The 19059-nt window shown below is 54.7% G+C and carries 19 protein-coding genes; 10 read left to right on the top strand and 9 right to left on the bottom strand.

All coding sequences use genetic code 11. The features are described from left to right. The first annotated feature begins 101 nt into the window (after nt 1-101). The 3 genes from GY169_RS02915 to GY169_RS02905 all read left to right on the top strand — a co-directional run bounded on the left by GY169_RS02915 (nt 102) and on the right by GY169_RS02905 (nt 3839). Nucleotides 102-1184, top strand: coding sequence for a YhcG family protein (locus tag GY169_RS02915; protein WP_167574945.1), 1083 nt, complete (start codon nt 102-104; stop codon nt 1182-1184). A gap of 137 nt (nt 1185-1321) precedes the next feature. Then, nucleotides 1322-2572, top strand: a complete 1251-nt coding sequence (gene codB / locus GY169_RS02910) for a cytosine permease (RefSeq protein ID WP_163447767.1) — start codon at nt 1322-1324, stop codon at nt 2570-2572. Further along, the gene (locus tag GY169_RS02905) at nt 2562-3839 is read left to right on the top strand and encodes a cytosine deaminase (protein WP_167574944.1); all 1278 of its coding nucleotides are present in this window, start codon (nt 2562-2564) and stop codon (nt 3837-3839) included. The genes codB and GY169_RS02905 overlap by 11 nt, the downstream gene beginning before the upstream one ends. Nucleotides 3840-3872: 33 nt before the next feature. Here GY169_RS02905 and sspB read toward each other — a convergent pair whose 3' ends face one another. From sspB to zapE, 5 genes are all read right to left on the bottom strand, one after another. Continuing rightward, nucleotides 3873-4373 carry a ClpXP protease specificity-enhancing factor gene (gene sspB / locus GY169_RS02900; RefSeq protein WP_163447765.1) on the bottom strand — a complete coding sequence of 167 codons (501 nt, stop codon included), beginning with the start codon at nt 4371-4373 and terminating at the stop codon, nt 3873-3875. A 4-nt stretch (nt 4374-4377) separates the two neighbouring features. Next, nucleotides 4378-5016 carry a stringent starvation protein SspA gene (gene sspA, locus GY169_RS02895; RefSeq protein WP_064541808.1) on the bottom strand — a complete coding sequence of 213 codons (639 nt, stop codon included), beginning with the start codon at nt 5014-5016 and terminating at the stop codon, nt 4378-4380. 297 nt (nt 5017-5313) lie between these two features. Next, nucleotides 5314-5706: a 30S ribosomal protein S9 gene (gene rpsI / locus GY169_RS02890; RefSeq protein ID WP_000829815.1), complete on the bottom strand. Its 393-nt coding sequence runs from the start codon at nt 5704-5706 to the stop codon at nt 5314-5316. Nucleotides 5707-5721: 15 nt separating this feature from the next. Continuing rightward, nucleotides 5722-6150, bottom strand: a complete 429-nt coding sequence (rplM, locus tag GY169_RS02885; RefSeq protein ID WP_064541805.1) for a 50S ribosomal protein L13 — start codon at nt 6148-6150, stop codon at nt 5722-5724. Between the two features lie 289 nt (nt 6151-6439). Next, nucleotides 6440-7564 (bottom strand): cell division protein ZapE, encoded by a 1125-nt coding sequence (zapE, locus tag GY169_RS02880; RefSeq protein WP_167574943.1) that lies wholly within the window; start codon nt 7562-7564, stop codon nt 6440-6442. 198 nt (nt 7565-7762) lie between these two features. Between zapE and zapG the strand changes: the two genes are divergently transcribed. The 3 genes from zapG (at nt 7763) to degS (ending at nt 10834) form a co-directional block, all read left to right on the top strand. After that, the gene (gene zapG / locus GY169_RS02875; protein ID WP_064541800.1) at nt 7763-8161 is read left to right on the top strand and encodes a Z-ring associated protein ZapG; all 399 of its coding nucleotides are present in this window, start codon (nt 7763-7765) and stop codon (nt 8159-8161) included. Between the two features lie 138 nt (nt 8162-8299). After that, entirely contained in the window at nt 8300-9676 is a 1377-nt protein-coding gene (gene degQ / locus GY169_RS02870; protein ID WP_163447763.1) for a serine endoprotease DegQ, read from the top strand. A 90-nt stretch (nt 9677-9766) separates the two neighbouring features. Then, nucleotides 9767-10834: an outer membrane-stress sensor serine endopeptidase DegS gene (gene degS, locus GY169_RS02865; protein WP_163447762.1), complete on the top strand. Its 1068-nt coding sequence runs from the start codon at nt 9767-9769 to the stop codon at nt 10832-10834. Nucleotides 10835-10891: 57 nt separating this feature from the next. Here the strand turns inward: degS and mdh are convergent, their stop codons facing one another. Continuing rightward, nucleotides 10892-11830, bottom strand: coding sequence for a malate dehydrogenase (mdh, locus tag GY169_RS02860; RefSeq protein ID WP_163447761.1), 939 nt, complete (start codon nt 11828-11830; stop codon nt 10892-10894). Nucleotides 11831-12274: 444 nt separating this feature from the next. Here mdh and argR point away from each other — a divergent pair, with 444 nt between their 5' ends. The 3 genes from argR (at nt 12275) to yhcN-B (ending at nt 13770) form a co-directional block, all read left to right on the top strand. Then, a complete protein-coding gene (argR, locus tag GY169_RS02855; RefSeq protein WP_035891195.1) occupies nt 12275-12745 on the top strand; it encodes a transcriptional regulator ArgR in 471 nt (156 codons plus the stop codon). Nucleotides 12746-13120: 375 nt separating this feature from the next. After that, nucleotides 13121-13384: a peroxide/acid stress response protein YhcN gene (yhcN, locus tag GY169_RS02850; RefSeq protein ID WP_065356166.1), complete on the top strand. Its 264-nt coding sequence runs from the start codon at nt 13121-13123 to the stop codon at nt 13382-13384. Between the two features lie 119 nt (nt 13385-13503). Beyond that, nucleotides 13504-13770: a DUF1471 family stress response protein YhcN-B gene (gene yhcN-B, locus GY169_RS02845; protein ID WP_064541780.1), complete on the top strand. Its 267-nt coding sequence runs from the start codon at nt 13504-13506 to the stop codon at nt 13768-13770. Between the two features lie 52 nt (nt 13771-13822). On the opposite strand, the gene GY169_RS02840 is transcribed toward yhcN-B, so the two are convergent. Together GY169_RS02840 and GY169_RS02835 are read right to left on the bottom strand one after the other, a co-directional pair. After that, a complete protein-coding gene (locus tag GY169_RS02840) occupies nt 13823-14098 on the bottom strand; it encodes a barstar family protein (protein ID WP_167574942.1) in 276 nt (91 codons plus the stop codon). A gap of 25 nt (nt 14099-14123) precedes the next feature. Further along, complete coding sequence (locus tag GY169_RS02835; RefSeq protein ID WP_167574941.1) at nt 14124-15578, bottom strand: NAD-dependent succinate-semialdehyde dehydrogenase; 1455 nt, start codon at nt 15576-15578, stop codon at nt 14124-14126. A 149-nt stretch (nt 15579-15727) separates the two neighbouring features. On the opposite strand from GY169_RS02835, the gene GY169_RS02830 reads away from it, so the two are divergent. Continuing rightward, nucleotides 15728-17056, top strand: coding sequence for a CoA transferase (locus GY169_RS02830; protein WP_167574940.1), 1329 nt, complete (start codon nt 15728-15730; stop codon nt 17054-17056). A gap of 32 nt (nt 17057-17088) precedes the next feature. Here GY169_RS02830 and aaeB read toward each other — a convergent pair whose 3' ends face one another. Further along, nucleotides 17089-19056, bottom strand: coding sequence for a p-hydroxybenzoic acid efflux pump subunit AaeB (gene aaeB, locus GY169_RS02825; protein WP_163446525.1), 1968 nt, complete (start codon nt 19054-19056; stop codon nt 17089-17091). Nucleotides 19057-19059 lie beyond the last annotated feature (3 nt).

The raw sequence follows: 19059 nt of genomic DNA, 5'->3' as shown, positions 1-19059 counted from the left end.
GCAACGCAATGTAATACACCTCTCCTGGATTGACCGGGCTATGCCTGAAGCGTATTGGTAGCGATATCTTTTTATTTCGCAACTCTCGCGCCAGGGATGACATGACTACGCCTACACCACCACAACACGCTGACGATTATCAGCAAATCCATGACGGTATTATTCGCTTAGTAGATACAGCCCACACTGAGACTGTCCGCAGTATTAACGCGTTGATGACGGCAACCTACTGGGAAATCGGCAGGAGAATTGTCGAGTTTGAACAGGGCGGCGAAGCACGGGCGGCTTATGGTATTCAGCTCATTGAGCGGTTATCCGCAGATTTAAGCCTGCGCTATAAGCGTGGTTTTTCCACCCGGAATTTGTGGCAAATGAGAACATTTTATCTATGTTTTCAGAGTATTGAAATTCCGCAGACAGTGTCTGCAGAATCTTCACGTCTGTTACAACTCGCAAAAATTTTCCCACTTCCCTGGTCAGCTTACGTGCGTTTACTCTCGGTAAAAAATCCCGATGCCCGCACTTTTTACGAGAAAGAGACGCTACGTAACGGCTGGTCCGTGCGGCAGCTCGATCGGCAAATCGCCACTCAATTTTACGAACGAACGCTGCTGTCACACGACAAATCCGCCATGTTGCAGCAACCAGCACCCGCCGAACCCAACGCTTTGCCGGAGCAAGCCATACGCGACCCGTTCATTCTGGAGTTTCTTAACCTGAAGGACGCGTATTCAGAGTCGGATCTCGAAGATGCCCTGCTCAGCCACCTGATGGACTTTATGCTGGAGCTCGGTGACGATTTTGCTTTTGTTGGCCGCCAACGCCGATTACGCATAGACGATAGCTGGTTCCGCGTCGATCTGCTGTTCTTCCATCGCCGTTTGCGCTGCCTGCTGCTCGTTGACCTGAAAGTAGGCAAATTTGGTTATGCGGATGCCGGGCAGATGAATATGTACCTGAACTATGCCAAAGAGCACTGGACAATGCCGGGAGAAAACCCGCCCGTCGGGCTGATTTTGTGCGCGGGGAAAGGCGCGGGGGAAGCGCATTACGCGCTGACTGGCCTGCCGAATACCATCATGGCGAGCGAGTACAAAGTGCAGTTGCCTGACGAACGACTACTTGCTGACGAACTCATTCGTTCACAAGCCATGTTGGCACCTCACCCCACAGGAGTGGATTGACTGTAAACCGAGGGAAAGCGGCGAAATCATCATCCTCATGAATAATAACCGACAAAAAATCACGCGGAAACGTTTGCTTTATTCTGAGAACTGTATATTATGCGGCGGATTTTTTGGGCAAAATTCATGGAGGCATTGTGTCGCAGGACAACAATTATAGCCAGGGGCCCGTCCCTCTGGCGGCGCGGAAAGGCGTAGTTCCACTCACCTTTGTGATGTTGGGGTTAACGTTTTTTTCCGCCAGTATGTGGACCGGAGGAACACTCGGTACCGGTCTTTCCTATCATGATTTCTTCCTTGCAGTTTTCTTCGGTAACCTCCTCCTCGGTATCTACACCGCATTTCTTGGTTTCATCGGCGCAAAAACCGGACTCTCTACCCACCTTCTTGCTCGTTACTCCTTTGGCGTAAAAGGTTCATGGCTTCCCTCCATGCTGCTCGGAGGCACGCAGGTAGGCTGGTTTGGCGTCGGCGTGGCTATGTTTGCTATCCCGGTGGGCAAAGCAACGGGCATTGACGTCAATATCCTGATTGCGGTTTCCGGGCTGTTGATGACCCTGACCATCTTCTTCGGTATCTCGGCACTGACTATTCTCTCGATTATCGCCGTGCCTGCGATTGTCATTCTGGGCAGCTACTCGGTCTGGCTGGCGGTGAGCGACGTTGGCGGTTTAGACCACTTAAAAACGATTGTGCCGCAGACGCCGCTCAATTTCTCCACCGCACTCGCGCTGGTTGTCGGCTCGTTTGTCAGCGCCGGTACCTTAACCGCCGACTTCGTTCGCTTTGGCCGCAACGCCAAAGGGGCGGTGCTGATTGCGATGGTGGCGTTCTTCCTCGGCAACTCATTGATGTTTATCTTCGGGGCTGCGGGCGCTGCCGCTGTCGGGCAAGCGGATATTTCTGACGTGATGATAGCCCAGGGCCTGCTGCTGCCGGCGATTGTGGTACTCGGCCTGAATATCTGGACCACCAATGACAATGCGCTGTACGCATCTGGTCTGGGCTTTGCCAACATTACCGGTCTTTCCAGCCGCACGCTGTCGGTGGCGAACGGTATTATTGGGACGCTGTGCGCACTGTGGCTTTACAATAACTTTGTCGGCTGGCTGACCTTTCTGTCGGCGGCGATTCCCCCCATTGGGGGCGTGATCATCGCCGACTATCTGTTGAACCACCGCAAATATGCCGACTTCAACAAAGCGCAATTTATTACCGTGAACTGGGTGGCCATTCTGTCCGTTGCACTGGGTATCGCTGCGGGTCACTATATTCCCGGAATTGTCCCGGTCAACGCCGTCCTCGGCGGCGTATTCAGCTATATCCTGCTGAACCCACTCTTTAATCGTAGCTTTGCTAAATCCTCGGAGGTTAGCCATGCAGAATAATATTACCCTTCGTCAGGCCCGCTTGCAGGGGCGTGAAGGATTGTGGCAAATCACCATTGAAAATGGGCGCTTTAGCCGTTTTGAACCTCAGGAAACGGCGTCGGCGCCACAGAGCAATGTGCTGGATATTGAAGGCGGTCTGGCAATCCCTCCGTTTGTTGAACCGCACATCCATCTGGACACCACGCAAACCGCTGGCGAACCAAACTGGAACCAGTCAGGAACGCTGTTTGAAGGTATTGAACGCTGGGCCGAACGCAAGGCGATGCTCACTCACGAAGATGTAAAAGCGCGGGCCATGCAAACCCTGAAGTGGCAGATGGCCAACGGTATCCAGTACGTTCGTACTCACGTTGACGTCTCCGACCCCACGTTGACGGCGCTGAAAGCCATGCTGGAAGTGAAGCAAGAAGTCGCGCCGTGGGTAGAGCTGCAAATCGTCGCGTTCCCGCAAGAAGGCATTCTTTCTTATCCCAACGGTGAGGTGCTGTTAGAAGAAGCGGTACGTTTGGGCGCCGACGTCATTGGCGCCATTCCCCACTTTGAATTTACCCGTGAATATGGCGTTGAATCGCTGCATAAAATTTTCGCCCTGGCGCAAAAATACGACAGACTCATCGACGTACACTGCGATGAAATTGACGATGAGCAATCACGCTTCGTTGAAACCGTCGCGGCGCTGGCGCACCGTGATGAGATGGGGGCTCGCGTGACTGCCAGCCACACGACGGCAATGCACTCCTATAACGGTGCGTACGCTTCCCGCCTTTTCCGCCTGTTAAAGATGTCCGGCATTAACTTTGTCGCCAATCCGCTGGTGAACATTCACCTGCAAGGGCGTTTTGACACCTATCCGAAACGCCGCGGCGTCACGCGCGTCAAAGAGATGCTGGAGGCGGATATCAATGTCTGCTTCGGTCATGACGACGTCTTCGATCCGTGGTATCCACTGGGTACCGCGAATATGCTGCAGGTGCTGCATATGGGATTACACGTGTGCCAGCTGATGGGATACGGGCAGATTAATGATGGGCTGAACCTGATAACGACCCACAGCGCGAAAACGCTGCATCTGCAGGATTATGGTCTTGAGGTCGGTAACAGTGCTAACCTGGTGGTTCTCCCTGCGGAAAACGGTTTTGATGCCGTACGTCGCCAGACGCCAGCCCGTTACTCTATCCGCCATGGTCGGGTGATTGCCGAAACGGTGCCAAGCCAGACGACGCTTCACCTCGACATGCCAGAAAAAGTCACGTTTAAACGATAGCCATAACAAAACAGGCCCGTATGGGCCTGTTTTCTATTTCACAACGCGAAGCGCCGGACGCCCGCCGCGAGGCGGTGGTGGCGTATCGTCGGGATCGTCTCCGTCGTCGCTATCCGGCTTATTGCCATCAATCACCGACATCACGGTCTCGCTTGCGCCGTTATCCACGTCTTCGCCGTCGTTGAAGCCTTCAACATTTTCATCGTATGCGGCTTCTGGCTCAAACATGGTTCCGGCACCGTTCTCACGGGCGTAGATCGCCAGCACGGCAGCCAGCGGAACGGAAACCTGACGCGGCACGCCGCCAAAGCGCGCATTGAAGCGCACTTCATCGTTGGCCAGCTCAAGATTCCCCACCGCACGCGGCGCGATGTTCAACACGATCTGCCCGTCACGCGCGTATTCCATCGGCACATTCACGCCTGGCAGCATAACATCTACCACCAAGTGCGGCGTCAGCTGGTTGTCCAGCAGCCACTCATAGAATGCACGCAGCAGGTACGGGCGGCGCGGAGAAAGTTGCGAAACTTCCATTCAATTAACCCCGGCCAAGGCGCATTTCGCGCTCGGCTTCCGTTAAGGAGGCGAGGAAAGAGTCACGTTCGAAGACGCGCGTCATATAGCCTTTCAGCTCTTTCGCGCCAGCACCGCTCAGCTCAATGCCCATTACCGGCAGACGCCACAGCAGCGGCGCCAGGTAGCAGTCGACAATGCTGAATTCATCGCTCAGGAAGAACGGCTTCTGGGTGAAGACCGGCGCGATCGCCAGCAGCTCTTCACGCAGCTGTTTACGCGCGGCGTCAGCCTGCGCGGCGGAACCGGTCATCACGGTGTTCATCAGTGAGTACCAGTCTTTCTCGATACGGTGCATGTACAGGCGGCTTTCACCACGTGCAACCGGGTAAACCGGCATCAGCGGCGGATGCGGGAAACGCTCATCAAGGTATTCCATAATGATGCGTGATTCCCACAGCGTCAGCTCACGATCTACGAGTGTCGGAACGCTTTGATTCGGGTTGAGGTCAATCAGATCCTGCGGTGGATTGTCCTTTTCCACGTGCTCTATCTCAAAGCTGACACCCTTCTCAGCCAGCACAATGCGGACCTGATGGCTATAGATGTCAGTAGGACCAGAAAACAGCGTCATTACCGAACGTTTGTTGGCAGCGACAGCCATGAAAACCTCCAGGTATATTCAGAATTTTTACTGCTACCAGCCACAACGGCGGCTAGCCAGATGACAAGCCTCAGCTACACGCTAAACGACATTCTCGTTCACAAACTAAACAAAAAATGAACAATCGCGCGCATTTGGGCAGAAAATTGGAAGATAGTCTACCAGATTTTGAACGACTTGTGGTGAGGGGATTCCTGAAAAGCGGAAAAAGAGCGCGGCAGCCCCGTCTTGTAGGCATAAAAAAACCCGCCGAAGCGGGTTTTTTCGCAAATTGTTGTCTGCCGAAGCAGAAAGCAATTAACGTTTGGAGAACTGCGGACGACGACGTGCTTTACGCAGGCCGACTTTCTTACGTTCAACCTGACGAGCATCACGAGTAACGAAGCCAGCTTTACGCAGTTCGCCACGCAGGGATTCGTCGTACTCCATCAGAGCGCGGGTGATACCGTGACGGATCGCACCAGCCTGACCAGAGATACCACCACCTTTAACAGTGATGTACAGATCCAGTTTCTCAACCATGTCGACCAGTTCCAGCGGCTGACGAACTACCATGCGGGCAGTTTCACGACCGAAGTACTGTTCCAGAGAACGTTGGTTGATAACGATTTTGCCGTTGCCCGGTTTGATGAAAACGCGAGCTGCGGAACTTTTGCGGCGACCAGTGCCGTAGTATTGATTTTCAGCCATTGCCTATAATCCCGATTAGATGTCAAGAACTTGCGGTTGCTGTGCCGCGTGGTTGTGCTCGTTGCCAGCGTAAACTTTCAGTTTACGGAACATAGCACGACCCAGCGGGCCTTTTGGCAGCATGCCTTTAACCGCGATTTCAATCACACGCTCAGGACGGCGGGCAATCATCTCTTCAAAGGTCGCTTCTTTGATACCACCGATGTGGCCGGTGTGGTGATAGTACACTTTGTCAGTACGCTTGTTGCCGGTTACAGCAACTTTGTCAGCGTTCAGAACGATGATGTAATCACCGGTATCTACGTGCGGAGTGTATTCCGCTTTGTGCTTACCGCGCAGGCGCAGAGCCAGTTCGGAAGCCAGACGGCCCAGAGTTTTACCGGTCGCGTCAACAACATACCAGTCGCGTTTTACGGTTTCTGGTTTAGCTGTAAAAGTTTTCATTAAAAGCTTACCCAAATAAATAAGTTACACGTTGGTGAACACCCAAACGTTTAGTCAGTTGAGGTTCACACGACATTGTCCAGCAAACCTACCCCTTCGAATAGCCTATGCCGGCGCAGAGAAAGTTTTGGGAAAAAAACTCTCTTGTAACGTGGGGTCGCAAGATTATAGAGAAGTCGGGGTCAAAGGTCGACCCCTTTATGTGATTTGCTGCGGGTTTTTCAGGGTTTGGGGATGCACAGCCTGATGCCCTCACCCCCAGCCCCTCTCCCACGGGGAGAGGGGAGCTTTAAGGCATATGCGCACGCTTCAGATACTCTTCGCTCTGCATCTCCTGCAAACGCGACAGGCAGCGCTGAAACTCAAATTTCAGTCGCTCCCCCTGATAGATGTTGTACAACTCGACTTCAGCGCTCACCACCAGCTTCACATGGCGTTCGTAGAATTCGTCCACCAGCGCGATAAAGCGGCGCGCTTCACTCTCAAGCAATGGCGTCATCACAGACACGTCAAACAACATCACGGTGTGGAACAGACGCGACAGCGCAATGTAGTCGTGCTGGCTGCGTGCGTCGACGCACAGGGTATTAAAGGAGACTGCCAGCGTCTGGTTTTCTACGCCAAGAGTCGGCAGCGGACGATGATTAATCTCCAGCGTGGTCTGGTTCATCTGCGGCGTCCCCGCCAGTGCCAGCCACAGTTTATTCATCTGCTGGCGGGTCTCTGTGTTGAGCGGCGAAAGCCACAGGTGCGCCTGCGTCAGCGTGCGTAGACGATAGTCGATGCCCGCGTCGACATTCATGATATCGCAGTGCTCTTTAATCGCCTCGATCGCCGGCAGGAAGCGCGCGCGCTGTAGCCCATTGCGATACAGTTCATCCGGCGGAATGTTGGAGGTCGCGACCAGCGTAATACCGCGCGCGAACAGCGCCTTCATCAGGCCGCCAAGGAGCATGGCATCGGTAATATCGGAAACAAAAAATTCATCAAAACACAACACGTCGGTCTCGGCTTTAAAGCGTTCGGCCACAATTTCCAGCGGGTCAGTGTGCCCCTGGAGCGCGGCCAGTTCTTCATGCACGCGTAACATAAAGCGGTGGAAGTGCAGGCGCTGCTTCCGCTCGCCCGGTAGGCTTTGATAGAACATATCCATCAGCCAGGTTTTCCCTCGCCCCACGCCGCCCCACATATACAGGCCACGTACGGCGCTCGGCGCGTCAGGCTCTTTCTTGCCGAGCAGTTTGCCAAAACGCGCGCGCAGGCCACCGACAGGGGCGGAGACGGGCGTTTTATGCTGGAGTTCCTGGTAAATGGTATCGAGACGGTTTACCGCCTCGCGCTGAACATCGTCAGGTTGATGGCTGCCCTCCTCGAGGGCCTGAAGGTAGCGCGATGTGGGGGACTGGCTTTGCATGATCTAATTGTTATTCCTTTGAAAACCGGTATGTCTTACTTCACGATTGACTAAAAAAAGTCCGTTCTACACTACGCGATGATGCGTCAGGATTCCACTTCTACAGGATTAGCGGTTATAGTGGCACTATCGGGCGCTGGTATGGAGTTGCCGAAGCCGCCAATACCCTACGGAACAACAAAACAATGGGAGATGTTCATGACCTGGGAATACGCGCTAATTGGGTTAGTTGTCGGTATCATCATCGGTGCCGTAGCCATGCGTTTTGGTAATCGTAAATTACGCCAGCAGCAGGCGTTGCAGTACGAGCTGGAGAAAAACAAAGCCGAGCTGGAAGAGTACCGCGAAGAGCTGGTCAGCCATTTCGCCCGCAGCGCCGAGCTGCTCGATAACATGGCCGATGACTATCGCCAGATCTACCAGCACATGGCGAAAAGCTCCAGCAATCTGCTGCCGGGCATGTCTGCGGAAGCCAACCCGTTCCGCAACCGTCTGGCCGAGTCCGAAGCCGGAAACGATCAGGCGCCGGTACAGATGCCGCGCGACTACTCCGACGGCGCATCCGGTCTGCTGCGTAGCGGTGCAAAACGCGATTAATCTGCATTCCACAAATATTTTACGGGCGCATGGCATGCGCCCGTCCTCTTCTGCCTACGCCGTCTATATTTACTTCAATAACATCAGTCTTTTCGGGAAGTCGTGTTCTTGCATCCAGGGTCATGAGGGCCAGCATCAATGAATAAATCAACTTTACTGTTAAGTGCGTTGGCGTTAAGCGTTGGGTTATCCCTCGCAGCTCCAGCGCCGGTGTTCGCGTCGCTGCCGACACAGGTTCCAGGCCAGGGCGCGCTACCTAGCCTCGCGCCGATGCTGGAGAAAGTGCTGCCTGCGGTGGTGAGCGTTCAGGTAGAAGGAACGGCCCCCGTGAATCAACAGGTGCCAGACGAGCTCAAAAAGTTCTTTGGCGACGATGGCGGCAACACGGCTAATGAGCCCACCCAGCAGTTTGAAGGTCTGGGCTCCGGCGTCATTATTGATGCCATTAAAGGCTACGTGCTAACCAACAATCACGTCATCAGCGACGCGCAGAAAATCAGCGTTCAGTTGAACGATGGCCGTGAGTTTGAAGCGAAGCTTATCGGCAGCGACGACCAGAGCGACATCGCGCTATTGCAAATCCAGAAAGCCAGCCATTTGACGCAAATCGCCATCGCCGATTCCGACAAACTGCGCGTGGGCGACTTCGCCGTGGCCGTCGGGAACCCGTTCGGCCTGGGGCAGACCGTCACATCCGGTATCGTCTCGGCGCTGGGCCGTAGCGGCCTCAATCTGGAAGGGCTGGAGAACTTCATTCAGACCGATGCGGCTATCAACCGCGGCAACTCCGGCGGCGCGCTGCTAAACCTGAACGGCGAGCTGATCGGTATTAACACCGCCATTCTGGCCCCCGGAGGCGGCAGCGTCGGTATCGGCTTCGCTATCCCGAGCAACATGGCACAGACCCTCGCTCAACAGCTGATTCAGTTCGGTGAAATCAAACGCGGCCTGCTCGGCATCCGCGGAATGGAGATGACCGCCGACATCGCCAAAGCGTTTAATCTCGATGTGCAGCGCGGGGCATTCGTTAGCGAAGTGCTGCCTGGCTCCGGTTCAGCAAAAGCGGGAATTAAATCCGGCGACGTGATTACCAGCCTGAACGGCAAGCCGCTGAACAGTTTCGCCGAGTTGCGTTCGCGCATCGCCACCACGGAACCGGGTTCGAAGGTCAAATTGGGCCTGCTCCGCGATGGTAAACCACTGGAAGTGGAGGTGACGCTGGATAAGAGCGCCTCATCAACCGCCAGCGCACAGCTGATTATCCCGGCGCTGGAAGGGGCATCGCTCAGCGATGGCCAGGCGAAAAGCGGCACTAAAGGGGTTGTCATTTCTGGCGTGGAAAAAGGTAGCCCTGCCGCGCAAATCGGCCTGCATAAAGATGACGTCATCATCGGTATCAACCGCCAGCCGACACAGTCGATTGCCGAACTGCGCAAAGTGCTGGAAGCGAAACCGGCGGTTATCGCGCTGAATGTCATACGCGGTAATGAAAGTATTTACCTGCTTCTGCGCTAATCCACGAAAAACCGGGCATAGCCTGGAATGTATGTCCGGTTTTTCTCGTGGTATGCTTCGTCCAGTTTCCTCATCAACGATGCCTGTATCATGCTTGTAAAGCTCTTACGTTCGGTTGCACTTGGTTTACTGGTTGGCGGCATACTCATTGTCACCGTCCCTTCGTTGCGTCAGTGGAATCCGTTATCCACCGAGCGCTTTAGCAGTACAGATGAAGCCCCCGCCAGCTATAACACGGCGGTGCGCCGCGCTGCCCCTGCGGTGGTGAACGTCTATAACCGCAGTCTGAACAGCAACACCAATAATCAGCTGGAAATCAAAACGCTCGGCTCCGGGGTGATCATGGACGAGCGCGGCTACATTATTACCAACAAACATGTGATCAACGATGCCGATCAGATCATCGTCGCCCTCCAGGATGGTCGCGTGTTTGAAGCCCTGCTGGTCGGCTCCGATAGCCTGACCGATCTGGCGGTGCTGAAGATCAACGCCACCGGCGGCCTGCCGGTCATCCCCATTAACCCGAAGCGCACACCGCACATCGGTGACGTAGTGCTGGCCATCGGCAACCCGTACAACCTCGGGCAGACCATTACCCAGGGGATTATCAGCGCGACAGGTCGTATCGGCCTCAACCCAAGTGGTCGACAGAACTTCCTGCAGACCGATGCCTCTATCAACCACGGTAACTCCGGCGGCGCGCTGGTCAACTCGCTGGGTGAGCTGATGGGCATTAACACCCTCTCTTTCGATAAGAGTAACGACGGTGAAACCCCGGAGGGGCTGAGTTTCGCCATTCCGTTCCAGCTGGCAACCAAAATTATGGATAAGCTGATTCGTGACGGACGCGTGATTCGCGGCTTTATCGGCATCAGCGGACGAGAAATTGCCCCGCTGCATTCACAGGGCGGCGGTATCGATCAAATTCAGGGGATTGTCGTCAATGAGATAGCCCCGGATGGCCCGGCGGCACAGGCGGGTATTCAGAACAACGACGTGATTATTTCGGTCAACGGCAAACCGGCGATTTCCGCGCTGGAAACCATGGACCAGGTCGCCGAGATTCGTCCGGGATCGGTCATTCCGGTGGTCGTGATGCGTGATGATAAGAAACTGACCATGCAGGTCACCATTCAGGAATATCCGGCGTCGGGCTAAACAGCAGAAAAAGCAAAGGGGCCATTGGCCCCTTTGTCACGTCTAAGGCGTCACGCCTTATTTATTGATGAAATCTTCACCCAGCTGAATATCTTTTCTCAGCGTCTCAAGCATACCTTCCAGCGCCTGCTGTTCGTAAGCGCTCAGTTTGCCAATCGACTGACGTTCTTCAATCCCGTTTTTACCTAACAGCAGCGGCTGCGAGAAGAAGCGCGCGTACTGGCCGTCCCCTTCGACATAGGCACATTCAACCACGCCCTTCTCGCCCTGTAGGGCGCGAACCAGAGACAGGCCGAAACGCGCCGCCGCCTGGCCCATGGAGAGCGTAGCCGAGCCGCCACCCGCCTTCGCTTCCACCACTTCGGTGCCCGCGTTCTGGATGCGTTTGGTCAGGTCGTTCACTTCCTGATCGGAGAAGCTCACGCCGGAGATTTGCGATAATAAAGGCAGAATGGTCACGCCAGAGTGGCCGCCTATCACCGGCACTTCAACTTCGCTGGCGCTTTTACCTTTTAGCTCCGCCACGAAAGTGTTGGAACGGATGATATCCAGCGTGGTCACGCCGAACAGTTTGTTCTTGTCATATACGCCCGCCTTTTTCAGCACTTCAGCGGCAATGGCCACTGTGGTATTCACCGGGTTGGTGATAATACCAATACAGGCTTTCGGGGCAGTTTTGGCGATTTGTTGCACCAGGTTTTTGACAATCCCGGCGTTAACGTTAAACAGATCGGAGCGATCCATACCGGGCTTACGCGCCACACCGGCAGAAATCAGGACCACATCAGCCCCTTCCAGCGCAGGTGTAGCGTCTTCACCGGAGAAGCCTTTGATTTTAACATCCGTCGGAATATGGCTGAGATCGACCGCCACACCTGGCGTGACGGGGGCAATATCATAGAGAGAGAGTTCTGAACCTGAAGGCAGTTGGGTCTTTAGTAGTAGGGCAAGCGCCTGGCCAATACCGCCGGCGGCACCAAGGACTGCGACTTTCATCCTAAACTCCTTATTATGGTTAATGACTTTCAGGTAACAACCTGTCGTGGACCGCATAAACCAACGCAGGAGATACCAGTTGTTACTCCATTGCGGCGACCTTAATTCACAAGGTAAATAATTACAATATAATTGCTTACAGAATGCGGGCCATTCAACAGCATCCGCACTACTCCCAGAAAAAGGCCTTTCTACGAAACCAAATTTTCATCAACTATCGATTACAATATACTCAGCATGTTGCGTAAAACAACAGCAATTTAATAACATTTCATTTACTTTTAACTTATTTGGATCCCGTGATATAGGCATGTTTCTTAGGTCTAATTTTTGATAAAATCCGCCCTTTCTCTATTTGGCTTAGCCTCTGGAGCAAATTATTTTGCATAAAAATTCACCTATATGCATAATAATGTTAATTTCACCACCATACTCGGGTGACTTATGCGAAGTTCAACTAAACAAGAAGAATTAGTTAAAGCCTTTAAAGCATTACTGAAGGAAGAAAAATTTAGCTCTCAGGGCGAAATTGTTCAGGCCTTGCAGGAAGAAGGTTTCGATAATATTAACCAGTCCAAAGTTTCTCGTATGCTGACCAAGTTTGGCGCCGTGCGTACCCGCAACGCTAAAATGGAAATGGTTTACTGCCTGCCGGCCGAGCTGGGCGTGCCGACAACCACCAGCCCGCTGAAGAATCTGGTGCTGGATATTGATTACAACGATGCGGTCGTGGTTATCCATACCAGCCCCGGCGCTGCACAGCTGATCGCTCGCCTGCTTGACTCTCTGGGCAAAGCGGAAGGCATTCTCGGCAGTATTGCCGGTGACGACACGATTTTCACCACGCCGGCACGCGGGTTCACCGTTAAAGATCTCTACGAGGCCATCCAGGTTCTGTTCGAGCAGGAGCTGTAATCCCTCTTCCTTTCTCCTCTGGTCCACCAGAGGAGCTGCTTTAACTGCAAATTCCCCTACGTTTCACTCCCGTCTCGTTAACATTAAGTGCGATTTTCTGCCCACAATCATAGATCCAGTGAATATATCCGTTCATAAGCGCACAAAAAATCAAATTCTAATATCTATTTGATTTTGCTCACTATTAACACTTAACTTTACCAAAATGTCTCTTTTTTTATACGTATCTGTTCTAAAAATGACGATTTTTGACATCTAATTACACGCGAAACCATTAGCTGGGTATTAATATTTTATGTGATTAGTGTATACTTAATTTCGTGATGAGGGTCACAAAACAAAGACCTTCCAAAAAAATTCGACGAGGTGAGTATCATGAAAATCAAAACAACTGTTGCCGCTCTGAGCATCCTTTCCGTTATCTCTTTCGGTGCGTTTGCCGCTGACTCTATCAGCAGCGATCAAGCACAAAGCCGTCAGTCAATCGGCACCGTTTCCATCGGTTCCGTCGGTTCATCTCCGATGGATATGCACGAAATGCTGAACAAAAAAGCGGAAGAACAAGGTGCATCATCCTATCGCATCATTGAAGCGCGTACCGGCGCTCATTGGCACGCAACGGCTGAACTGTACAAATAAGTTCGCGTCAGGCAGCACGTCGGCAGTGTAGAAAAGTTTAATACCCAGCGGTCCCAGGAATCAGAAACAACATCCTCTCACCGCTGAAGAATGAAGAATATGGTGAGGAGTAAAACATTATGAAAAGCGCAATGATCATCGCATCCCTTGGTCTGGCATCCGTTCTGTCCTTCGGCGCAAGTGCCGCAGTGCAACAGGTTAACGCGGAGCAGGCACAGAATCTGCAATCCGTCGGCACCGTTTCTGTTTCTCAGATCGGTAGCGATCCGATGGATATGCGCAGCGCATTAGCCGCTAAAGCCGAAAAACAAGGCGCCAGCAGCTACCGCATTATTGAAGCCCGTACCGGCGACCATTGGCACGCTACGGCTGAGCTGTACAAATAAACCCTCGTCGTCTTGTCCGACGACTTGCCCTCGCCCTTATGCGAGGGCTTTTTTATGCTCGTTGCACGTTGAACCGCAGCATCCCTTCCAGCTCTTCTTCCGCTTCATCAAACAGCAGAATCAGCGCGCCATAGCGACGACGCTGCTTGTCGTCGAGATGGATAAACTCAATCTCCAGCGGTAACGGCATTTGTGGGCCGGTGACCGCATCCCAAAGTGCGTCCAAATCGCGAATCGACTCACGATCGAGGGCAAAGAGTTGAGCGAACTCCCGATAAAAATCGCCCTGATCCTCTATCTCGTCAAAATCAAAAGTATAGATTTTCATCTCACGCCCTCTCCCATCCTGCAAACTAAAGTCCCCCAATGTGCAGCGTTTTTACCTCAAGGTACTCTTCCAGCCCCAGCACCGAGCCTTCACGCCCCAGCCCGGACTCCTTAACGCCGCCGAATGGCCCCAGCTCAGTTGACACTGCACACTCGTTAATACCGATCATCCCGCTTTCTAACGCCTGCGAGACACGGAACACGCGAGACAGGTTTTGCGTATAGAAATAGGCGGCCAGGCCGTAGGGCGTATCATTCGCCCGGTGAATAACATCATCCTCATCGCGGAAGCGGAAGCACGCCGCCAGCGGGCCAAACGTCTCTTCCTGCGCCAGCAGCATCTGTTCCTGACAGTCGCCCAGCACCGTCGGCTGCCAGAAGTTGCCGCCCAGCTCATGAGGCTGACCGCCAGCCAGCACCTTCGCCCCCTTCGAGACGGCGTCTTCTACGTGCTCACGCACTTTTTTCACTGCCGCCGCTTCAATCAGCGGGCCAACGACCACGCCATCATCCAGACCGTTGCCGACTTTCAGCGCTTTCACGGCGGCGGCAAGCTGGCTGGTGAAACGGTCATAGACGCTATCGTGAATATAGAAACGGTTCACGCTGACGCACACCTGCCCGGCGTTGCGGAATTTATTGGCTACCGCCCCCTGTACCGCCGCGTCGATATCCGCATCCTCAAAGACGATATAGGGCGCATTGCCCCCCAGCTCCATCGAGACTTTCTTCATGGTTTCCGCAGCGTTACGCACCAACGTTTTCCCCACCGCCGTCGAGCCGGTGAAGGAGATCTTACGCACGTCGTGGCTCGCCATTATGGCGTCGCTGATTTCCGCCGTGTTCCCCGCCACCGCGTTCAGCACCCCGTCAGGGATCCCGGCTTTTTTCGCCAGCGCCAGCAGCGCGAACGCGCAAAGCGGCGTGTTGTTGGCAGGTTTAATCACCCCGGTACAGCCCGCGGCCAGCGCCGGACCGAGCTTACGGGTCAGCATCGCCATCGGAAAGTTCCACGGCGTAATCGCCGCCACCACGCCAATCGGTTCACGCGTCGCCAGAATGCGCGAGCCGGGTTTCGCCGGGGGAATGATCTCCCCATTTGCCCGCTTGCCCTGTTCGGCAAACCACTGGATAAAGCTCGCCGCGTAATCCACTTCCCCTTCCGCCTCTTTCAGCGGTTTGCCTTGTTCAATGGTCATCAGACGCGCCAGCCAGCTTTTATTTTCAATCATCAGCTGATACCAGCGATAAAGCAGCTCCGAGCGCGCTTTTGCCGTTTTTGCCCGCCACTGTGGGAACGCTTTTGCCGCGGCAGCAATCGCCTGTTCGGTCTCATGCTTTCCGGCCTTCGCTACCTTTGCTACCACCTCGCCCGTTGCTGGGTTCAGCACGTCAAAGGTGGCGTCGAGATGGCGCCATTCGCCATTGACCAGATAGCCTGTTTGAAAAAGGTCATTGTCCTGTAGCGCTTGCGTGGTCATTACACCCTCCTGAAAAGTGTTTCCAGTTAAGTATAGCTATCGCTTTTACGGCAATAGTTGCCAGAATAACGAAAGTCGCATTAATGACGGGGAAGCGTGCTGTGATGAGTGAATATCCTGTTTTCAATAAGCTGCGCCAGGAACTCGGTTTGGCGCATTTCGCTACGAATAAGGTGACGTTAAGCGGTTGTGGGCCAATTTATCCCACGCCGTTTGCCATCGGTGACGCCGCCGCATCAATACTGGCGCTGCAGGGGATTATGCTGGATCTGCTGAGAGGTACTCAGCAGGACATTCACGTTAACGCCCACTGTGCCGCCGCATCGACCCACGCGGTGACCTTTCAGCAACAGAACGGGTATAACTGGCAGTACAACGATCCCGACTATCCCACTACCGATTTCTATCTGACCCAGGACAACCGCTGGATTTTCCTGCACGGCGGCTACCCGCGGCTGCGTGACGGCATTCTCGATATCCTTGATGTGCCGAATAACCGCGCCAGAGTGGCGCAGGCGGTCGCAAATTGGAACGCCGAGGCGCTCGAAGAGACGATAGCCCGCGCCGGGCTGTGCGCGGCAATCGCCCGCAGTCATGATGAATGGCTGGCGCATCCTCAGGGGCAGGCGGTCAGCCAGGAGCCGCTAATCCGCTTCACGCGTCTGACCGACAGCCCCCCTAAACCTCGCCAGTACGGCAATGAGCGAGTTCTCCAGTCGCTGCGGGTGCTGGACTTCACGCATGTGATTGCCGGGCCGACTGCCACCCGCGGGCTGGCGCAAATGGGCGCTGACGTGCTGCATATCTCATCTCCCTATCGCCCACGTATTCTGCCGTTTGACGTCGATACCAATCACGGTAAACGCAACGCCTACCTCGAACTGTCCAGCGCCGATGGGGCAAGGCGAGCGGCGCAGCTGGTGCGCGATGGCGACGTGTTTGTGCAGAGCTATCGCCCAGGCGCGCTCGCCCGCTATGGGCTCAGCAATGAGGAACTGGCGCGCAACAATCCGCACATTATCACCGTGAACCTCAACTGCTACGGACATCGGGGGCCATGGAAAGACCGTCCAGGGTTTGAACAACTGGCTCAAACGGTGACGGGAATGGCGGTGGCGCAGGGCGAAGGAGGCCAGCCGCAGCTGGGGCCAACCTATCCCAACGACTATTTGAGCGGCTACCTGGCGACACTCGGCGTGTTGATGGCGCTGGAGCGTCAACGTCACGAAGGCGGCGCATGGCAGGTGGATGTATCGCTGTGTCGAACGGCAACATGGTTACAGGAGCTGGGAAGCCTGGCTGAGTGGCGTCACGTACCGCCACCGGATGCTCAAGCCATCGCGAGCGCGATGGCAGTGGAACAGGGGCCGTTTGGCGAACTGCGTTACTTCAATAGCGCGCTGTCGTTGGCGCATACACCGATGCGCTTCTCGCAGCCAGCGATGCCGCTGGGGGCACACGAGGCCGCGTGGTGGTAAATTTCCCGGGTCTATTCGGCCCGGGAAGTTGACTAATTGATGGTTAAAGCGCTCTGATACTTATGCAGCATCGCCACCAGCCGTTCAACCGGCTGCGTCACCTGCTCGGGCGCTTCCCAGACGCGAAGCTTATTCTGGTAAACGCTCAATTCATCCAGCAACCGCGAGAAGTAGTAATGGCGTTTATCGTCGCTGCTGGCCGAAATCACCTTATCGGCGGTGCGGCGCAACTGGCGGTGGAAAGCCGACAGATCGTCATTGACTGGAATCGGCGCATCGCGCAGGCGTTGGTGCGCAATGATAAGCGTCAGTGCCAGGCGGAACTTGGCGACATCGCCGGGAAACTTGTTCAGCAGTAAAAAGAGCTGCTGATACAACGCCGGCAGATGGTTCTCTTTGCGCCGCGCCATATTGGTGGTCATCGCCGAAACGGCGGCAAACACAAACTGGTTCAGCAACACACGGCCAGTGCGCAAGCGCGAGTTATCGCGAATAAGCAGAATGACGATCAGCGCCATAAAGCAACCGACAATCTGCCCCAGCGCACTGTCGAGAAACTGGCTGAAGTGGAAAGTCATCGGGTTATCCAGCACCAAAATGTTGATGGTACTGGCCAGCGCGCCAAGCGAGCCCAGCCGCCGTTTCTGCACCTCAATGCCGATAAAGAAGCACATCACCGCCAGGCTCAGGCACAGCAGGAACATACTTTGCTGGGTGGCGGGCATGATCACCAGGAAATAGAGCGCGCCGATCGGCAAAGCGGCAATCGTCCCGTAAAGGAAGTCGATCGCAACCATGCGCGGATTGGGAAGACGCATCGCCAGCGAGGTCACCACGGCGATCATCACCATCGCCCCGCTACCTGAGGTCCAGCCGGTCCATAGCCAGAATAAAATACCCAGCGCGCAGGAAACCGTGGTACGCCAGAAGTTGACCATCGCATGATGACGTTCGGCGGATTCCGGCCTCACCACCACTTCGCTTTGCAGAATTTCTTCTTCGCGGGCGCTGATTTTGGCGTTGCCAACCACACCACGTCTGAGCAGGAGATAGCGCGTGGCCGCACCGACCCAACTGTAGATGGTGACCGGCGTATCGTGTTCGCCGGTCCACGCCAGTACGCGACGCATGCGCTTAAGCTGACGATGTACATCCTGCACCGTCTCGACCGGCTCCTCAAACAGCTCGCGGTAAGCGTCTGTCACCAGCTCCGGGCGCGAATTCTGCATGATAAACGTTTCAACGGCCTGGGTGATCATCGTCAGTGAGACAGTATTTAGCGCTTTCAGGCGACGGTTAGCGCGCGTCCAGCGTGATGACTCCATATTCAGGTTGCTACGCATACCTTCCAACGCGGTAGCGCGGCGCACCAGCGCAAGCCAGGCGCGATCCATCTCATCGCTGTCACCGTGCTTAATGCACAGCTGCATCAGGCGGTATTGATCGATGAGCATCGAATCCAATTCGTTATCGATCTCTTTTTTGATCGAACGCGGAGAGAACAGCAGATCGGCGACGATCGCGCAGACGATACCGATCACGATCTCGCTACAGCGCTCTACTGCGAACTGCGGCGTTAACAGCGGTTCGGCCTGAATGGTAATAACGATAATCAGCGCCGTATAGCCGGAAAGCCCCCAGGCGTAGGAGTTCTCGACGCGCACCAGCGACGAGATCCAGGTGCAGAAACCGGCCCAAATGCTGCACACCAGCAGCATCAGCAGCGGCGCGCGGATCATGGTGATAATGATCACCAGCGCGGCGATACAGCCGATAAAGGTGCCGACAATACGCAGCATCCCGCGGTAACGAATCGCCCCCGCGTAAGGTTCGCCCCCCGCAGCAAAGGCCGGACCGGCGGCTACCAGCGCGGCGGTCAGCACCGCCCAGCGCGGAGTTTCAAGCTGAAAGTGAAAGCCGACAAACAGCGCCAGCACCACCGCGCAGGCCAGTTTGATGGCAAAGCGGATGTGCTGGTTGGCAATACTGAAGATGCCCATGGC

The organism is Kluyvera genomosp. 3, from assembly GCF_011765685.1.
In the GTDB taxonomy this organism is placed as follows: domain Bacteria; phylum Pseudomonadota; class Gammaproteobacteria; order Enterobacterales; family Enterobacteriaceae; genus Kluyvera; species Kluyvera georgiana_A.
Note: the sequence above shows the minus strand (reverse complement) of the source record. Positions and strands in the feature narration are given on the sequence as shown.

Coding starts and splice junctions, on each gene's coding strand:
- zapG (WP_064541800.1), top strand. CDS start 7,763: ATGACCTGGGAATACGCGCTAATTGGGTTAGTTGTCGGTATCATCATC.
- yhcN-B (WP_064541780.1), top strand. CDS start 13,504: ATGAAAAGCGCAATGATCATCGCATCCCTTGGTCTGGCATCCGTTCTG.
- GY169_RS02835 (WP_167574941.1), bottom strand. CDS start 15,578: ATGACCACGCAAGCGCTACAGGACAATGACCTTTTTCAAACAGGCTAT.
- GY169_RS02905 (WP_167574944.1), top strand. CDS start 2,562: ATGCAGAATAATATTACCCTTCGTCAGGCCCGCTTGCAGGGGCGTGAA.
- sspB (WP_163447765.1), bottom strand. CDS start 4,373: ATGGAAGTTTCGCAACTTTCTCCGCGCCGCCCGTACCTGCTGCGTGCA.
- degQ (WP_163447763.1), top strand. CDS start 8,300: ATGAATAAATCAACTTTACTGTTAAGTGCGTTGGCGTTAAGCGTTGGG.
- sspA (WP_064541808.1), bottom strand. CDS start 5,016: ATGGCTGTCGCTGCCAACAAACGTTCGGTAATGACGCTGTTTTCTGGT.
- zapE (WP_167574943.1), bottom strand. CDS start 7,564: ATGCAAAGCCAGTCCCCCACATCGCGCTACCTTCAGGCCCTCGAGGAG.
- aaeB (WP_163446525.1), bottom strand. CDS start 19,056: ATGGGCATCTTCAGTATTGCCAACCAGCACATCCGCTTTGCCATCAAA.
- degS (WP_163447762.1), top strand. CDS start 9,767: ATGCTTGTAAAGCTCTTACGTTCGGTTGCACTTGGTTTACTGGTTGGC.
- argR (WP_035891195.1), top strand. CDS start 12,275: ATGCGAAGTTCAACTAAACAAGAAGAATTAGTTAAAGCCTTTAAAGCA.
- mdh (WP_163447761.1), bottom strand. CDS start 11,830: ATGAAAGTCGCAGTCCTTGGTGCCGCCGGCGGTATTGGCCAGGCGCTT.
- rplM (WP_064541805.1), bottom strand. CDS start 6,150: ATGAAAACTTTTACAGCTAAACCAGAAACCGTAAAACGCGACTGGTAT.
- yhcN (WP_065356166.1), top strand. CDS start 13,121: ATGAAAATCAAAACAACTGTTGCCGCTCTGAGCATCCTTTCCGTTATC.
- rpsI (WP_000829815.1), bottom strand. CDS start 5,706: ATGGCTGAAAATCAATACTACGGCACTGGTCGCCGCAAAAGTTCCGCA.
- GY169_RS02840 (WP_167574942.1), bottom strand. CDS start 14,098: ATGAAAATCTATACTTTTGATTTTGACGAGATAGAGGATCAGGGCGAT.
- GY169_RS02915 (WP_167574945.1), top strand. CDS start 102: ATGACTACGCCTACACCACCACAACACGCTGACGATTATCAGCAAATC.